This window comes from Lentihominibacter hominis (assembly GCF_014385065.1).
In the GTDB taxonomy this organism is placed as follows: domain Bacteria; phylum Bacillota; class Clostridia; order Peptostreptococcales; family Anaerovoracaceae; genus Lentihominibacter; species Lentihominibacter hominis.
Genome location: NZ_JACRTA010000002.1, coordinates 44,346 through 62,177, shown reverse-complemented (window position 1 = coordinate 62,177; position 17,832 = coordinate 44,346). Strand labels below are relative to the sequence as shown.

At 41.7% G+C, this 17,832-nt stretch carries 12 protein-coding genes; all 12 read right to left on the bottom strand.

Translation table 11 applies throughout. The features are described from left to right. Positions 1–42 precede the first annotated feature (42 nt). Positions 43–3,372, bottom strand: coding sequence for a PD-(D/E)XK nuclease family protein (locus tag H8692_RS05430; protein ID WP_187525165.1), 3,330 nt, complete (start codon positions 3,370–3,372; stop codon positions 43–45). A gap of 15 nt (positions 3,373–3,387) precedes the next feature. Further along, positions 3,388–4,854, bottom strand: a complete 1,467-nt coding sequence (locus H8692_RS05425) for a geranylgeranylglyceryl/heptaprenylglyceryl phosphate synthase (protein WP_187525164.1) — start codon at positions 4,852–4,854, stop codon at positions 3,388–3,390. 9 nt (positions 4,855–4,863) lie between these two features. Continuing rightward, positions 4,864–5,289: a 3-hydroxyacyl-ACP dehydratase FabZ gene (fabZ, locus tag H8692_RS05420; RefSeq protein ID WP_177268771.1), complete on the bottom strand. Its 426-nt coding sequence runs from the start codon at positions 5,287–5,289 to the stop codon at positions 4,864–4,866. Positions 5,290–5,304: 15 nt separating this feature from the next. Next, positions 5,305–6,537, bottom strand: coding sequence for a beta-ketoacyl-ACP synthase II (fabF, locus tag H8692_RS05415; RefSeq protein WP_187525163.1), 1,233 nt, complete (start codon positions 6,535–6,537; stop codon positions 5,305–5,307). A 28-nt stretch (positions 6,538–6,565) separates the two neighbouring features. Further along, positions 6,566–7,309 (bottom strand): 3-oxoacyl-[acyl-carrier-protein] reductase, encoded by a 744-nt coding sequence (fabG, locus tag H8692_RS05410; protein ID WP_177268775.1) that lies wholly within the window; start codon positions 7,307–7,309, stop codon positions 6,566–6,568. Between the two features lie 25 nt (positions 7,310–7,334). Beyond that, the gene (locus H8692_RS05405) at positions 7,335–8,315 is read right to left on the bottom strand and encodes an ACP S-malonyltransferase (protein ID WP_187525162.1); all 981 of its coding nucleotides are present in this window, start codon (positions 8,313–8,315) and stop codon (positions 7,335–7,337) included. After that, positions 8,272–9,225 carry an enoyl-[acyl-carrier-protein] reductase FabK gene (gene fabK, locus H8692_RS05400; protein ID WP_177268779.1) on the bottom strand — a complete coding sequence of 318 codons (954 nt, stop codon included), beginning with the start codon at positions 9,223–9,225 and terminating at the stop codon, positions 8,272–8,274. The genes H8692_RS05405 and fabK overlap by 44 nt, the downstream gene beginning before the upstream one ends. 241 nt (positions 9,226–9,466) lie before the next feature. Next, positions 9,467–10,117 (bottom strand): HAD family hydrolase, encoded by a 651-nt coding sequence (locus tag H8692_RS05395; protein ID WP_187525161.1) that lies wholly within the window; start codon positions 10,115–10,117, stop codon positions 9,467–9,469. 26 nt (positions 10,118–10,143) lie between these two features. Next, positions 10,144–12,405 carry a Tex family protein gene (locus tag H8692_RS05390; RefSeq protein WP_187525160.1) on the bottom strand — a complete coding sequence of 754 codons (2,262 nt, stop codon included), beginning with the start codon at positions 12,403–12,405 and terminating at the stop codon, positions 10,144–10,146. A 3-nt stretch (positions 12,406–12,408) separates the two neighbouring features. Then, a protein-coding gene (gene prfB, locus H8692_RS05385; protein WP_187525159.1) for a peptide chain release factor 2 occupies positions 12,409–13,510 on the bottom strand; the annotation gives its coding sequence in 2 pieces (ribosomal slippage) (positions 12,409–13,434 and positions 13,436–13,510; 1,101 coding nt in all). Positions 13,511–13,574: 64 nt separating this feature from the next. Further along, positions 13,575–16,349: a preprotein translocase subunit SecA gene (secA, locus tag H8692_RS05380; protein ID WP_207722959.1), complete on the bottom strand. Its 2,775-nt coding sequence runs from the start codon at positions 16,347–16,349 to the stop codon at positions 13,575–13,577. Positions 16,350–16,370: 21 nt separating this feature from the next. Continuing rightward, a complete protein-coding gene (locus H8692_RS05375; protein ID WP_187525158.1) occupies positions 16,371–17,630 on the bottom strand; it encodes an HlyC/CorC family transporter in 1,260 nt (419 codons plus the stop codon). Positions 17,631–17,832 lie beyond the last annotated feature (202 nt).

Here is a 17,832-nt window from a genome sequence, read left to right as displayed (position 1 = left end):
AGCTGACAGACAAAAATTTTCATCGTAAAGAAAACTTTTATATCATACTGGGTCATACCGGCATCCATCAAAAGAAGTATCAAACATACATATACTTTTATAACTGCAATATTTGCATGCGGTTTTGAAATTCCCCTCCATATCTCTTTTCCCTTCCCGCTTTGGCTTTATGTCTATTTTCCCTTCACACAGTTCCCTGCATATACGTTTCACCTGCATATCTACCTGCTGATACAGATTTCGAAATTCATCCTTTGACATAAGGTATCCTCCTGAAGACGAAACATATCTCCCCTCTTTCCTGCTCACCTTTACCGGAATTACGTGGGATGCTCCATTTATCTCTGTGTCCATAGAATTTATCACACTTTCATCATCGAGCAATATTCCCTCAAGCTTATAGGCATCGGCTATCTTACGCTCAAAATCCTCAGAATCTTGAGGTATAGAAGTTGTATCAGCGTCCATATCTATATCCTTTATCTTAAAATAAAATATACCCGCAGGCTGAGCAGCCTCATATGATGATTCCAGCGCTGCTTTCAGATATACCATAAGCTGAAGTTTATACCCTTTTATAAAATGTTCCGGATCTATAGAATCATCACCTGTCTTATAATCTATTATCCTAACTGCATCTGTTTCACCCTCTATAATATCAAGTCTGTCTATCTTACCCTGTATGAATACTTGCTGCTCTCCTATATCCACTTTTACAGGGGGCAAATCTTTTCCTGAACCAAAAGGATACTCAAACCGCATCGCTTTAATATTGCCTTTTCTCACCTGCTGTATCATAGACCATGCTATCCTTGAGCATATCTCAGCTATTCTCTCTGTTCTGTATTCTTCCTCTTTTCCGGAAATAAGAATTCCCTCTCTGTAAGAAAGTAAATCATTTTTTATAATTTCCTCTATCTGATCAAAACACTCATCCTGAGTTATAGTCATCCATGGGGAAACTTCATCATTTACCGACATACCGCTCTTTCTGTCAGGTGTCAAATTCTGAGATAGCTTCATGAGGCATCTGTGATAGATATCACCTATTTCTCTTGCTCCCATCTCATATACTCTTATCTGCTCTGCTCTGAGACCGTACATGATAAAATGAGCAAAAGGACATTTACTGTATTGTTCCAATCTTGAAGAGCTGACTTCCAACATAGCCCGTTCCCCTCGATACAAACTATCAGCAAAATCATTTCCCAGCATTTCCATTTTATTGTCAAAAAGCATCCCTTTTTTAACACGTTTAAAATCAGCGTCTTCTTTATCTTCATACCAGTTCATAACCTGAAGCCACCCGGTATCTATCTGCCCTCCGTCATGATATTCTCTAAGAGCATCAGCCATATAAGACAATGTCCCCTCTTTCGACGTTATTTTATCCAGAAAACAATCAGAATCAGAAAGATCACCAAAAACCGATATACTTTCCTCACTTTCGCCACCATTCATCTTTTGAAGATATTTTTTTAATTCTGTAAAAACCTCTGACGGTCTGCTTTCTTCACCCTTTTCATCCACTCCGCTGCAGCTGACATAAAGATATTCCTCAGGTAGATATAATGTTCTTAAAACAGCCAATTGTTCCTCTTGCTTTACGATCTCATCCCTTTTCGAAATTTCCAAATCCATTGACTGAAGAATCGCTTTTTCATGCTCACTTAAAAGCCCCTCATCATTTCTGTTTAAAGGCAGTACACCTTCGTTGGCTCCTACAACCAGCAGAGCTTTCAAACGGCTAAGCCTTGTTCTCTGCAATGTTCCAATCAATACACAGTCAGGACTCACAGGGACCAAACCTATTTCAACATCTTCAAACCCGGAAGTCATAAGACTCAGAAGCTCTTCATTGGAGCTTTTCTCGTTTCCTATTATCTCAACGATCTGATCAAATATATTACATATCACATCCCAACTCTGAGATGTCTCAGCGGCGCTTTCTGCAAGCCCCATATCCTCCTGCCTTCTGATTATCTCTTCCAGTCTTTCTGTCATGGCAAAATCCTTTTCAAGGAAATCATAAAGACCTCTTATTTTATCTCCGGCAGTATTGCGCCCTCCCATACAAAGTCTGGCCTTCTCAACCATATCTACCACATATTGTCTCAAATCATTGATTTTATTAAGATCCTCTGCGCTATATGTATCAGTACCCTTGGAAAAAATTTTTTTCCATGCGAAACCACGTATCCTAAATTGCTTCACATAATTTTCAAGAAGCTCCTTCTCATCATCATTAAAATCCATTATCCCGGACTTTACAAGTCTCATCAAAGCGTCATCACGATAACCTTTTGCAATCACTTCCATAAGAGCCAGAAGAAAACTTACAGCCTGATGATGCAGGACTTTACGTTTTTTATCCATAAAAACCGGTATCCCCCATCTCATGAAAGTTCTCCTTAAAATACCGCCCCTGATATCAGTATCATTACACACCACGACTATATCTCCGAATTTATAGCCTTTCTCCCTTACCAATTTAAGAATATATGCTGCCGCCCTGTCAGCCTCCGTATACATATTTGAGGCTGACACAAGTGTAACAGGAGCCGGAATTCCCCTATGACTCCACACAGTTTCCCTCGGTTTTCCGCTTATGCTCTTTATGGCAGAAGATATCCCAGCCTTCTCTGCCAGTTCAGAAAGCTGTCTCATAACATATCCTGTAAGATAAAATATTTCATTATCCTTTTCATATGTCATAACAACATTGACCCCTCTGGAAGCTCTCAGAAGGCGCTCTATCACCAGAAAATTTTTCGGAGTAAACGTATCAAACCCATATATCCATACCTCTGATTCACGTACTATCGGAGCCTCAAGGATCTTATCGCCATAAAATGTTATATAATCCTCTGAATCAAGATATTTTCCCTGTATCTGCTGTTGATAAGCTCTGTATATAGTGAGAATATCGCTGAGCTTGTATTTCAGATAACTGTTATCGTCAAGCAAGTCAAGAGTTCTTTCAAGATCTTCTTCAGAAATATCATATCGTTTCATCTCAGAGATGACGCTGTTGAGCATCTCTATAAAAGAACTTTTCCAATTAAGTCCTTTGTAAATATTAAGCCTGTCCTCCATTTTTGACACGATCTTTGTAAGGAGCATATGCCTTCCGTATTTATCTACAAGATCAGGAGTTTTGCCTCCTGCTTGCCTTATCACCTTATGACCGAGAGTAGAAAAATCTATGACTCGAAGATCTATGAGACTGTTTTTCTTAAGATAAAAAAAGGCATCCCTTTCGGCCTGCAGGGAAAACTGATCCGGTACAAGCAGCAAGGTATTGCCTTTCATATGTTCAAATATAAATTTTTCTCTATCTGTCTGTTCTCCGCCGTAATAGATATTAAGCATGGAAAATCTCCTTATTTAAGTAATAAATTCCCTGAAAACATCTTTTACGGTATCTATTTTTCGGATCCCGTCCACACCGGCGCTGCAAAAAATCAGTCCGCTATCGTAATCTCCACAAACACCACGTTTAACTGCGCCTATTATATCATACTGATCTTTTCCTGTACTTGCCAACATATCGGAAAAAGAATTTTTCATTACTCTCACTGATGTTTTCATAGGACTTCTGATTATTGTAACATCATTTTCAGTGCAGTTCAAATACAGCTTTTTGTACTCATCAGAGGCATCACATTCTTCAGTGGTAACAAATCTCGTTCCCATTAGGATCCCATCGGCTCCATATCTGTATACCTTTTCTGCATCTGATTTGTGAAATATCCCTCCTCCTACTATAAGAGGGCAATTTTCAAGTTTAGCAAGCTCTGCTTTTATTTCTGCTATTATTTTATACCTGTCCCCCGTAGCTTTCTCCAGCTCTTCTTCTTTAAAACCTAAAAGTCCCGCCGCAAGAGGACCCTGGAAAATAAATCCGTCAGGAGTTCTGTTGTATTTCTGAGTCCAAGCTTTTGTTATGGCGGAAGCTGCTCTTTTTGATGATATAGTTGGCATAAGTGCAATCTTCCTGTCAGAACAATATTCGGGAAGATTTTTAGGAACTCCTGCGCTTGTTACTATAACCTGAGCGCCTCCTCTTATAGCCGCTTTCACGTACTCTCCGGCATTAGGATTATTCCACATGATGCTTGCTCCTACGAGGCCTTTTCCTTTCGCCTTTTTTACCATATTTCTCGCCTCAGACACAGTTTTCTCTATAGCTGATAAATTTGCTTTAAGAGGATTCTCTTCATAATCATTCGTACCATATCCTATTTCAGAAGTCCCTATAAGGCCAAGCCCTCCTTCTATAGCTACAGCGGACACCAGACTGCTGCCGGCGACACCTATACTCATTCCCGCCTGTACTATAGGAACAGGCAGATGGTTTCCGGCCAGCTCCATAGGAGCCAATTCAAAAGAAGTATCTTTCTTGTAAGCCATACTGCTTCTCATCACCAGAAAATTGTTTATATTGTCCACCGAAGAGACAAACTGTCTTATACTTTCCTCCGGTATCTGAGCGATAGCTTCACGTATCATGGATTCATGAAAATCCTCATGTTCCTTTACGGCATCCATTCCGCGCTCTGTAAGACTGACTTTCACTATACGTCTGTCATTTTCATCTCTCAGACGCTGTGCATATCCCTTTTTTACAAGTCTGTTTATAGCTGTCGTAAGAGTACTGACCTTTATACCAAGTATATTGGCTATATGAGTCATGGTTTTGGGTCTTCCTGTTCCTACAGCTTCCAAAGTATGAACTTCCGTGATGGAAATATCTCCATAAGACGCATTTTGAATAGCTTCTTCCTCAAGCCTCAGCACAGTATTGAAAAGATTTACAAATATATCATTGAGTTTTTTTATTTCCCTATCCATGTCGGTTTCCTAACTGAAGGCAAACATTATCTCACATTTACAGGCCAGCACATCTGCGACATAAGCTTCCGCCAGTCCTATGCCTGAATTACTCCTTAGCCTTTCCATGCTGACTTTAAGCGTAAGAGTGTCTCCCGGAACCACTTGTTTTTTAAATTTCGCATTCTTTATAGCTCCAAAGACAGCCAGCTTGCCCTTATTCTCCGGCATAGAAAGCACAGTTATTCCTCCGGCCTGCGCCAGTGATTCCACAATGAGGACTCCGGGCATTATAGGCCTGCCCGGAAAATGTCCCTTAAAATAATACTCATCTGCTGTAACAAACTTGGTGGCAACGATGGATTTTCCTACTTCCATTTCTTCCACCTGATCTACAAGAAGGAACGGCTCTCTGTGAGGAAGCACTTCCTTTATCTGTTCTTTATCCATCAACATCTTGGCTACCTCTTTCTATCTATTGTATTTTTTCATGATAAGGGTTGCATTATGTCCGCCAAAACCGAGAGAGTTTGAGAGAACATAATTAAGCTCTGCTTTCCTTCCCACATTCGGAACATAATCAAGATCCAATTCAGGATCCTGTTTCTGAAGACCCGCAGTCGGCGGGATAAAATTCTCAACTATAGCTTTCGCACAAATAACAGCTTCAAGTCCGCCTGCTGCTCCCAGCAAATGCCCGGTCATGCTCTTAGTAGAACTTACAGGTACCTTTGTATCTTCTCCGAACACCTTTTTTATAGCAATAGTTTCAAAAGCATCATTATATGGAGTACCTGTACCGTGAGCATTAATATAATTCACATCATCGGGAGTTATTCCGGCATCCTCTATTGCCATCTTTATTGCTTTCGCTGCTCCTTCGCCTTCAGGATCAGGTGAAGTAATATGATAAGCGTCAGATGTAGCGCCGTATCCTACAATCTCTGCATATATCTCAGCGCCTCTTTTCTCTGCATGTTCGAGTTCTTCGAGAATAAGGAACCCTGCACCTTCGCCGAGAATAAACCCAGCTCTATCCTCATCAAAAGGAATAGAAGCTCTGTCAGGATCAGTTGTAGTATTCATAGCTGTCATATTGGAAAATCCGGAAAACGATACAGGGGCGAGAACCGATTCAGCTCCTCCCGCTATCACAACATCATTATATCCATGTTTAATATTTCTGTATGCTTCTCCTATATTATGAGTTCCTGCAGCGCACGCCGATACAATACCAAAGCTGGCTCCCTTTGCTTTAAATTCCATTGAAATATTACCGGCGACAGCATTTGGCATCATCATAGGTACTAAAAGAGCCGACGCCCTTGCAGTGGTCCCTTTTTTCACACATTTAGTAACTTCGCTTTCAAGAGTAGCCAAGCCGCCTATCCCTGTACCGCCATATACTCCGAATCTGCCAGAATCTACATTCTCTCCGCTTACGATTCCGCTGTCAGCTACAGCTTCTCTCGCAGCCACGAGAGCATATTGATCTGCTATATCAAGCCTCCTTGCTGCTCTCTTATCTCCGAAATCAAAATTTTTTACCTCAGCAGCTAAAGTAACTTTATGTCCTTCAAGATCAAATCTTGTAATTCTGCCTATGCCGTGTTTTCCGGCCTTTATAGATTCCCACATAGTTTCTATGTCGTTTCCTACAGGGGAGACAACGCCGAGCCCTGTAACTACAACTCTCTTTTCCATATCAGTTCCTCCTTATGAACTTGCCTATCTACATTATCAATCCGCCATCCACACTTATTACCTGTCCTGTAACATATGAACTCATGCCTGAAGCAAGGAAAAGCGCTGCATTAGCTATATCCTCCGGTTGTCCCAGCCTTCCAAGCGTTATGTTCTTAGCCGCATTATCTTTCTGTTCATCTGTCAGTACCGCCGTCATATCTGTCTCAATAAATCCGGGAGCAATCGCGTTAACTCTTATTCCGCGTCTGCCCAGTTCCTTTGCCGCTGACAATGTCATGCCTACTATTCCTGCCTTCGATGCGCTGTAATTTACCTGAGCGGGATTTCCTTTAAGCCCTGATACAGAAGCCATATTGATTATAGATCCGCTTCTTTTTTTCACCATCAGAGCAGAAAGCTCCTTCATCATATAAAATGCTCCGTTAAGATTCGCATTTATCACTTTTGTGAAATCCTCATCACTCATTCTCATCATGAGTTTATCATTTGTAATCCCCGCATTATTGACAAGTATGTCGACTTTTTTGTCAAAATCAGTTTTTATAAGCTCCGCAATTTTCTTGGCTGTTTCGGGATCAGCTACATCACCTTTTAGTACGCGAACCTCCGTTCCCATCTCTTTAAGTTCATCTGCAGTTTTTTCTGCTTCTGCATCATTGCTTCTGTAGCACAGGACAACATTAGCACCGTTCTCGCAGAAAACTCTGGCGATGGCTTTTCCTATACCTCTTACGCCTCCTGTTATCACTGCTGTTTTATCTTTTAACATTATTTCCTCCGATCATTTAACGAATCTAAATAAGCTCTTTCAGCTGTGCAACTGCATTCTGTAGTGTTTCAACATTCTCTACATTGAGAGCCGCTATTTCGGGGCATGTTTTTTTCGTAAGTCCTGTCAATGTCTTCCCCGGTCCGACTTCTACGATAGCCTTTACTCCTTCTGTCTGAAATTTCTTTATTATTTCTTCCCAGTATACCGGACTCATGGCCTGTTTTGCCAGCATATCGGTAAGATATTGTCCTTCATCCTGACCATCAAAATCTTTCATGATATCGTCTGCAGTTACATTTGCATATACCTTCTTTTTCGGCGCCTTAAGATCCGCCTCAAGCAAAACGTCTTTAAGCTTTTCCGCCGCCGGTATCATCATAGGACTGTGAAAGGCTGTACTTACGCCCAAAGGAATCGCTTTTACGCCTTTTGCCTTTGCAGCCCTTCTGAAACGCTTCAAAGCCGCCTTATCCCCTGCCACTACAGTCTGAACAGGTGAATTGAAGTTGACCCCCTCAAGAATTCCGTCCTCTCTCGCATCTTCTACCGCTTCAAGTATTGCCTTGCGGTCTCCTATACCTGCCGCCATTCCGCCTTTGGCATTGCCTTCTTCATCAAGGCCCGCCTGCTGCATGAGAACACCTCGCTTTGAAACAATATCAATTCCTTTGCTTATTTCGTCTATGGCTCCTGCTGCCGTAAGTGCCGAATACTCTCCCAAACTGAATCCTGCAAGAGCCACCACCTCCAGATCATCTGTCATTGCCTGTTTTTTTATTTCCGCCATGAAAGCTTCATAGGCTGCCATAGTGGTAGTATAAATCGTAGGCTGTGTAACATGCGTCTGCTTAAGAGTTTCTTCATCTCCTTCAAAACACCATGCCTTCACCTGATCTCCTGCCATATCAAATATGGTCTTTGCTTCCGGATAAGTCTCGTAAAGATCCTTTCCCATTCCGCTATACTGTGCTCCCTGACCTGCAAATACTATTCCTATCTTCATAAATCTTCTCCGCCTCCTTGAACATTTCTTCTATCATTTCAGCTGCTGTCTGTTCTTTATGCACCAGTCCTGCGATCTGACCGGACATGATATTGCCATTGTCTGCATCGCCGTCTCTTACCGCAGCAGCCAGCGTTCCTGTACACAGCTCGTTGATTTCTTCCTCCGGAGCGTTCTTCTTCTCCAAAGAAAGTATTTTTCTCGCCAGCTTATTTTTGATTATTCTCACCGGATGTCCTGTACTTCTCCCCGTAGCCACTGTTGAAGAGTCCTTCGCTTTAAGAATTGCGTCCTTATATCCCTGATGTATGATACATTCCTCAGCTACCAGAAATCTCGTTCCAAGCTGAACACCCTTCGCTCCCAGCATATATGCCGCAGCGATTCCTCTGCCGTCAGCAATGCCTCCTGCTGCAATTACAGGTATATTCAAAGCATCTACCATTTGCGGAACAAGAGCCATAGTCGCAGTCTCTCCGATATGTCCTCCCGCCTCTGTTCCTTCCGCAACAACAGCATCCGCTCCCGCACGCTCCACTCTGAGAGCCAAAGTCACATTGGCAACTACGGGAATCACCTTAATTCCATGTTCCTTCATCTTTGCAATATATTTACCCGGGTTTCCTGCTCCTGTCGTAACTACCGGAACCTTTTCTTCACATACCACCTCAACCAGTTCATCTACATTGTCCGCCATCAGCATTATATTAACGCCGAAAGGCTTATCCGTCATTTCTCTCGTTTTCTTTATCTGATCTTTCAGCCAATCTCCGCTTTGCCCTCCGGCAGCAATTATTCCGAGTCCGCCGCCGTTGCTCACAGCTGCCGCAAGATGATACTCTGCTATTCTCGCCATTGCACCTTGGATAATAGGATATTTTGTTCCTAAAATTTCACAGACATTCAACATGTTATTCCTCCTGTTTAATGTTCTTTATTCTAATTTCTAATTGTAAGTTCAAATACTTTGATTATCAAACTAAATTATATGATACTATTTAGAGTTGATTTAGTCAAGTACTGTCCCCAACAGCCGCTGTCCCGCTTTATCAATAGCTTAAAATGCCAGAGGCAAAATACGCTTACTCTCCTCGTCAACAAATTAAATAAAAAAGAGATGCACTGTCAATATACACCTCTTCACACTTTTTCTATATTATTTCCAATAAATCTGACGGCTTTTCCAGTATGTAATCCGGAGCCGCATCTCCCAATTCTTCTTTCGTTTTTCCGCCAAGAGCCAGTGACCATGAAACCAGAACCGACTTTACACCTGCATTTTTTGCACAAAGCAAATCAAATATCGTATCTCCCAGCATTATAGCATTTTCAGGAACAGATCCCAATTTTTCCAATGTTATATTTATTGGCTGGGGATCAGGCTTATGTCTCGTAGTATCATCTGCCGTCAACACTGTATCAAAGTAATCTTTTATTTCATATTTTTCCAGACCCTGCATAGTGGTGCTGTACAGTCTGGATGTTACCAGTGCTGTCTTGTACCCTCTTCCTTTGACCTCCGCCAACAGTTCTTTCATTCCCGGGAACAAATTTATAAGTTCACCGAAATTATCACGATGAAAACTCCTGTATACCTCCAGCGAATCTTTTGCCGGTACATCCGGGAAAAACTTTTTCATGGTCTGCTCCAAAGGTTCCCCAAAAGTATTTATCAGCCGTTCGGGATCTTCTTCGCGATTTTCAAGTGTTCTGAAAGTATGCTGCCAGGACATCAGTATAACATCATTTGTATTCATAACGGTCCCGTCAAAATCGAAAAGCACTGTATCTATATTGCTCATATGAAAAATATCCTCCGGTAAATATATTATTTAAGTTTCATTGTCAGTCCTATTTTCTGCTTGTCACGATCTATATTTATTATTTTGACCTTTACTGTATCGCCCACCGACACCACATCCATAGGATGCTTAATATATTTGCTGCTCATCTGAGATATATGAACAAGTCCGTCATTTTTGACCCCAATATCTACGAACGCTCCGAAATCCACCACATTTCTAACGGTTCCTTCAAGTTCCATATCAAGTTTAAGATCGTCAAATGATTTTACATCGTTTCGAAAAACCACAGACGGAGCGTCCTCACGCGGATCACGTCCCGGCTTTTTCATTTCCGCTACTATGTCTGAAAGTGTGAGCACTCCTGCATTCAGATCGGCCGCCATTTTTTCTATGGCTCTTTTCATATTTCTCTTAGGTTTTTCATTCTTTTTTGAAAGTTCCTTCAAAGCAGCAAGACCTTTAGCTCTTGTCTTTAGCTGCTTAGATTTTTCTTCTTCTCCGTAAACTGCCCATATTCTGTCGTCTATATCTGGAATTCCTCCTCGCTGAAGCTCTGTTTTATCTATTCCCAGCTTATACAGCATTGCTTCAGCTACAGAATATGATTCAGGGTGAACTGAAGTACTGTCAAGAGGATTCTTTCCATCAGAAATTCTTATAAATCCCGCACACTGATTGAAAGTTTTTTCCCCCAGCTTTGCAACCTTTTTCAGCTCTTTACGCTCCTTAAAAGACCCATTCTTCTCTCTGTAATCTACTATATTTCCGGCAATACTCATATTTATTCCGGCCACATGAGCAAGAAGTGAAGGTGATGCCGTGTTAAGCTCGACACCTACTCTGTTTACACAGTCTTCCACCACATTGTCAAGAGCATTTTCAAGAAGCCCCTGATTGATATCGTGTTGATACTGCCCCACACCTATGCTCTTTGTGGGGATTTTCACCAGTTCTGCAAGAGGATCCTGAAGACGTCTGCCCAAAGACATGGCGCCTCTTACGGTAACATCCAGATCAGGATATTCCTCAGTTGCCAGCTTTGATGCCGAATACACTGATGCTCCTGCTTCATTTACTATGGTATAATTTATATCTCTGCCTGACTTTCTGATGAAATCCGCAACTACTTCTTCTGTCTCTCTTGATGCCGTTCCATTGCCGATTACGATTGTGTTTATTTTAAATTTATCTGCCAGTTTAGCCAGCACAGCTTCTGTTCCTTTGATGTCCTTTTTTGGCTCTGTAGGATAAACAGTTGTATACGCCAGCAACTTTCCGGTTTCATTAAGAACAGCGATTTTGCATCCTGTCCTGTATCCCGGATCTATGCTAATAATCCTCGCTCCTTTTACAGGAGGTACCATAAGCAGCTTTTCCGTATTTTTAGCAAACACCTTAACCGCTTCTGCCTCGGCTCTCTCTGTCAGCATATTACGTGCTTCACGCTCGGCAGCAGGTGCTATCAGCCTTTTATAAGCATCTGCAACAGTATCTCTGATAAGCTCTGTAAATATAGATTTCTCATTAGTTATTGCCGAATCACATAAAAGCTCTTCCATTTTGCCGGTATCAGTCTTCACCTTTACCTTGAGTTTCTTTTCCTTCTCACCTCTGTTAATGGCCAAAATCCTGTGATTAGGTATCTTATCTATTCCTTCGCTGTATTCGTAATACATTTCGTATACAGTTTTTTCCTCAGGATCTACCGCCTCCGTAGTTATTACTCCTATATCTCTGGTTTTTTCTCTTATGGCTGCTGTCAGCTCAGGATCATCAGAAATCATTTCGGCGATTATATCACATGCGCCCTGAATAGCATCTTCTGCTGATTCAACACCTTTTTCGGCATCTGCAAATTCCGCCGCAAAATCTTCGGCCTTTCCGGTTTCCTGTCTCTGTTCCAAAATCTTCAAAGCCAGCGGCTCCAGCCCTTTTTCCTTTGCCTTTGAAGCTCTGGTTGCCTTTTTCTTTTTATAAGGCTTATACAGATCCTCTACTCTCTGAAGAACTTCTGCTTCCTCTATCTGCTGTCTAAGTTCATCTGTAAGCTTTCCCTGTTCCTCTATAAGTCTTATGACTTCTTCTTTTCTTTCCTGCAGATTTCTCAGATAAGTGAGTCGCTCATCCATATCTCTGAGGACCACATCACTGAGCCCTCCGGTAACTTCCTTTCTGTATCTGGCTATAAAAGGTATGGTGTTTCCTTCGTCTATAAGGGCCACCGTCTGCTGCACCTGAGTTTCTTTAAGCTGAAACTCTTTTGCAATCATCTCAATGATGTTCATCTGCTACTCCTTTTGCTTTAGTTTTTCGTTAATAAAATAGTCCAGGTCGCCATCCATCACCGCTTCCACATTGCCGACTTCTGCTCCAGTCCTATGATCTTTTACCATAGTATACGGATGAAAGACATACGATCTTATCTGGCTTCCCCATGTTATCTGACTGTAGTCACCTTTAAGCTCATCCAGATTTTCCTTCTTTTCCTGCTCTTTTAATTCTATCAGCTTCGACATCAGCAGCTTCATTGCAGTTTCTCTGTTCTGGTGCTGTGATCTTTCATTCTGGCACGTTACTACTATGTTAGTCGGTATATGGGTTATTCTTATGGCAGAGTCCGTCTTATTAACATGCTGCCCGCCTGCGCCGCTGGATCTGAAAGTATCTATTCTTAGATCTTCACTGTTTATCTCCACATCCACATCATCATCGATTTCCGGTACCACGTCCAACGATGAAAATGATGTATGTCTTCTACCTGATGAATCGAAAGGCGATATCCTTACTATTCTGTGAACGCCTTTTTCATTCTTAAGATATCCATAGGCGTTCTCCCCTTCCACAAGAAGTGTTGCACTCTTTATTCCTCCCTCCGGGTCTTCCTGCATATCTATGAGCTTCGCTTTGTAACCCTTCTTTTCACACCATCTGGTATACATCCTGAAAAGCATTTCCGCCCAATCCTGAGCATCTGTACCTCCGGAGCCTGCGTGTACGGAAATTATGGCATTATTTTTATCATATTTGCCATTTAAAAGGGTCCTCAGTCTCAGATCCTCAAGATCCGCTGACAGTTTGTCAAAAGCTTCCTGTGCCTCTTCAGCCAATGACTCGTCCTGCTCCTCATCAGCCATCTCAATCATGACCTCCAGATCTTCCATCTGTCCGCTTAAACCATCCAGCTCGGATAATTTATCGTCCAGAGATTTTTTCTCCTTCATTATCTTTTGAGCGGATTCAGGATCATCCCAAAAACCGCTTTTGTTCATTTCGGATTCTATCTCCTCAAGTCTTCCTTTAAGCCCTTCCGGGTCAAAGGGACTCACCTGCCTCTTTGAGCAGCCCCTGCAGTGCAGGTATCTGACCTTTTATCTGGTCAAGCTGTATCATATTCTCACATCCTTTTTATTTTTATTTTAATATATCTTTATGATGTCATACCTTGCTTCGCAAGCTATTCTTGGGGAGTCGTCCTCCCACAGCAGTGTTTATATTTTTTACCGCTGCCGCATGGGCATGGGTCGTTTCTTCCTACTTTCGGAGCATCCCTTCTGACTGTTTGTTGTTTATGCTCTCTCTGCGGAATCACCGCTTCTGCCGGAACATCCTGACCTCCGCCTGCCATAAGTGCGTCTTCCTCCGAGAATTCATCTTTATGACCTTCTCCGCTTCCCAACACATCTTTCCTCTCTGTAGTGGTCTGAACAGTCACGTTATAGCAGAATTTAACAAAATCCTCCTTAATGGAATTTATCATCAGTTCAAACATATCAAAGCCCTCCTGCGCATATGCTGCCGCAGGATCCTGTCCTCCAAGCCCTCTGAGTCCTATTCCGCTTTTAAGCTGATCCATAGCGTCTATATGATCCATCCACTTATTGTCGACAACTCTTATAAGTATCATTCGCTCCACTTCTCTGAGCTTGTCTATGCCGATCTCTTCTTCTTTTTGCTGATAAAGATCTTCAAAATCCGCATATATTCCGGCTTTAAGGCTTTCCTCATCCATATCGGAGAGTGTTTCCTGATCAAAATTCAAAGGTTCAAACTTAGGCGAAATTTTTCTCAGACCTTTATTTATAGTGTCAAAATCCCACTCTTCTGCAAACTTAGACTGTATTACTACAGGATCTACAACTTCATTTACCAGCTGATGTGTCATAGATATAAGATCTTCTCTGAGGTTCTCTCCGAACAACACTTTTTTACGCTCGCCATAGATGATTTCACGCTGCTTATTCATCACATTATCATATTGAAGCACATATTTTCTTATTGAAAAGTTTTTACCCTCTACTTTTTTCTGTGCGTTTTCTATCTGCTTGGTAATCATCTTGGCTTCAATAGCCTCATCTTCTTCTACGCCAAGTCTCTGAACGATAGCCTGCATCCTCTCTCCGCCGAAAAGTCTCATGAGGTCATCTTCCATTGATATACAGAACTGCGTCTGTCCGGGATCTCCCTGCCTTCCGGAACGTCCCCTCAGCTGATTGTCTATTCTTCGAGATTCGTGTCGCTCTGTACCTATTATACACAGACCTCCCAGCTCAACAACTTTTTCCTGCTCTGCCTTTCTTTCCTCCTTGTACTTCTCAAGAAGTTTTCTGTACTCCTCCCGCGCTTTAAGAAGCTCGGCATCATCAGACTGAACAAAACTTGTAGCAAAGGCTATCGATTCTTCGTCATATCCCTTTTGAACCATCTCTTTTCTTGCCTCAAACTCCGGATTTCCTCCCAAGATGATATCGGTACCTCTTCCGGCCATGTTAGTAGCTATGGTTATGGCGCCAAGACGTCCTGCTTCAGCGATTATCTGTGCTTCCTTCTCATGCTGCTTGGCATTCAGTATGTTGAAGTCTTTAATTCCCCGCTTTTTAAGAGCATCGGCGATAAGCTCCGATTTCTCTATGGAAATCGTACCTACAAGAACCGGCTGTCCTTCCTTATGCGCCGCCTCTACACGATCAACTATAGATTTATATTTCCCGTTTTCTGTAGCATACACCGCATCCTGAAGATCTTCCCTGACTATTGGCTTATTGGTAGGAATAACCACTACATCCATATTGTATATATCTCTGAACTCACTCTCTTCAGTCTTGGCTGTACCTGTCATACCTGCCAATTTCTGATACATCCTGAAATAATTCTGCAGCGTTATAGTAGCCAAAGTCTTTGATTCAGAACGGACAAGAACATTTTCTTTTGCTTCAATAGCCTGATGAAGTCCATCGCTGTATCTTCTTCCGAACATAAGGCGTCCTGTAAATTCATCTACAATAACGATCTCTCCGTCCTTAACGATATAATCCACATCACGCTTCATCATATTTCTTGCCTTCAAAGCCTGCAGCACATGATGGTTTATCTCCATGTTCTCAGGATCGGAAAAATTCTCTACGTCAAAATATTTCTCACATTTTGCAACACCTTCATCGGTAAGAGCTATCTGCTTATCCTTTTCCTCTATGGTAAAGTCCGCCTCCTCGCCCTCTTTAAGAGTTCTGACGAACCCATCAGCCCTCTTATACATATCTGTTGATTTGTCACCTTTTCCCGATATTATCAGTGGTGTTCTTGCTTCATCTATCAAAATGGAGTCTACCTCGTCTATGATGGCATAATTGAGTTCTCTCTGCATCATAGCTTCCTTGTATATAACCATGTTGTCTCTAAGGTAGTCAAATCCGTACTCATTGTTTGTTCCGTAAGTAATGTCAGCCTGATATGCCGCACGCCGCTCATCTTCAGATATTCCGTGTACGACGCATCCCACCGTAAGCCCCAGGAATGTATAAAGCTTGCCCATCCACTCCATGTCACGCTTTGCCAGATAATCATTTACAGTTACCACATGCACACCTTTACCTTCAAGCGCATTGAGATAGGCCGGAAGCGTAGCCACAAGAGTCTTACCTTCACCAGTCTTCATCTCTGATATCCTTCCCTGATGAAGAACGATACCTCCTATTACCTGCACATAAAAATGTTTCATTCCCAGACTTCTCCACGCGCCTTCTCTACATACAGCAAATGCTTCAGGCAATATATCATCAAGAGACTCGCCTTCCTGCACACGTTTTTTGAATTCCTCCGTTTTTTCACGAAGCTGTTCATCTGTAAGCGCCGCCATCTCGTCTTCGTGACTCATAACCCGGTCTGCTATTTTCGAAACCTTTTTTACTTCTTTTTCATTAAGATCACCAAAGATCTTTTCCATTAAACCCATTATGACTTCCCCTTTCTATTTTTAACTTCCTGCATTTTCCACTTTCAGATTTATTTCTATAGCCTTTCTTTCGTTGGCCTTAATTATCCGTACCCTCAGCTTTTTATCTCCTATTATTTCTTCAAAGGTGTCATTCTTAGCCGGAAGCTTGTCCATGCTCATAACGACCCATCCGTTTACGGTAACTACATCTGGTATATCATCTATGCCAAAATAATCAAACACCTTATTGATATTAGCACTGCACTTTACTCTGAAACTGCCGTTGTTAAGCGGTATTATATCATTTGATATTACTGCATCGTGCTCATCAAATATCTCTCCCACCAGTTCTTCTATGATATCTTCCATTGTGACCAATCCCTCGGTCCCGCCGTATTCATCTGTCACTATGGCCATATGTGTCTTTAAATGCTGCATTTTTCTAAGAAGATCGGATATCTTCATTACAGTACTGACAAAAACTACAGGGACAACCCCATCAGCAACACTTTTTTCAGTCCCCATCACATAATTATAAAAATCCTTTTGATTTATGACGCCCGTTATCCTATCTATATCTTCCTCATAGACGGGAAGTCTCGAGAAACCTGTTTTTACAAATATCTTCGCCAATTCCTCGTTGGAACATCTGACATCTGCCGCACAGATCTCAGGTCTCGGAGTCATTACATCTTCTGCTGTAAGATCAAAAAATCCTATGGCATTCTGAATAAGCTCACTGTGCTTTCCTTCAATGGTTCCTGCGGTTTCAGCCTCCTCAACCATAGTTTTGATTTCATCTTCTGTAATAACATCTGCGTTATTTAATTTCAACAATTTCGATATAAATAGCTTCCACTTCGTAAACAAAAAATTTATCGGAGTCATTAAAGTCATAAGCTTTTTCAGCATAGGAGCCGAAAGCATGGCAAAGCTCTCAGGTTTTTCCTTAGCTATACTCTTAGGCGTTATCTCTCCGAATATCAGCACAACCACAGTGATGACTGCAGTAGCGACAGTAGCCCCATACGAGCCCATGAGATTTACAAACAACATCGTAGCAATAGATGTCATTGCAATATTGACGATATTATTTCCTATCAGTATAGTAGTCAGGAGCTTATCGTATTTATCAGAAAGTTTCAGAACCCGATCCGCCTTCTTATTGCCTTCGCCGGCCATATTCTTAAGTCTTATTCTGTTTACCGATGTAAATGCAGTTTCAGTTGCTGAAAAGTATGCTGAAAACATTATAAGCACTATTATTATCACTGTATCTTTGATAATGACACTGCCCATTAAACGCAATTCTCCCCTTTCAAAACACATCTTTTATATTTATAAATTATCTAATTAATCAGTATACCTTATTTTACCTTGAAATGGAATAAATAACAGGAGATTTATTATGTTAAATTCTCTGAAAATAATGTGTCGGTGCTTTACTCTTTTCTCGAATATCAAACAAAATACGAAGTTTGTACCCTGATCCGGTTCGATT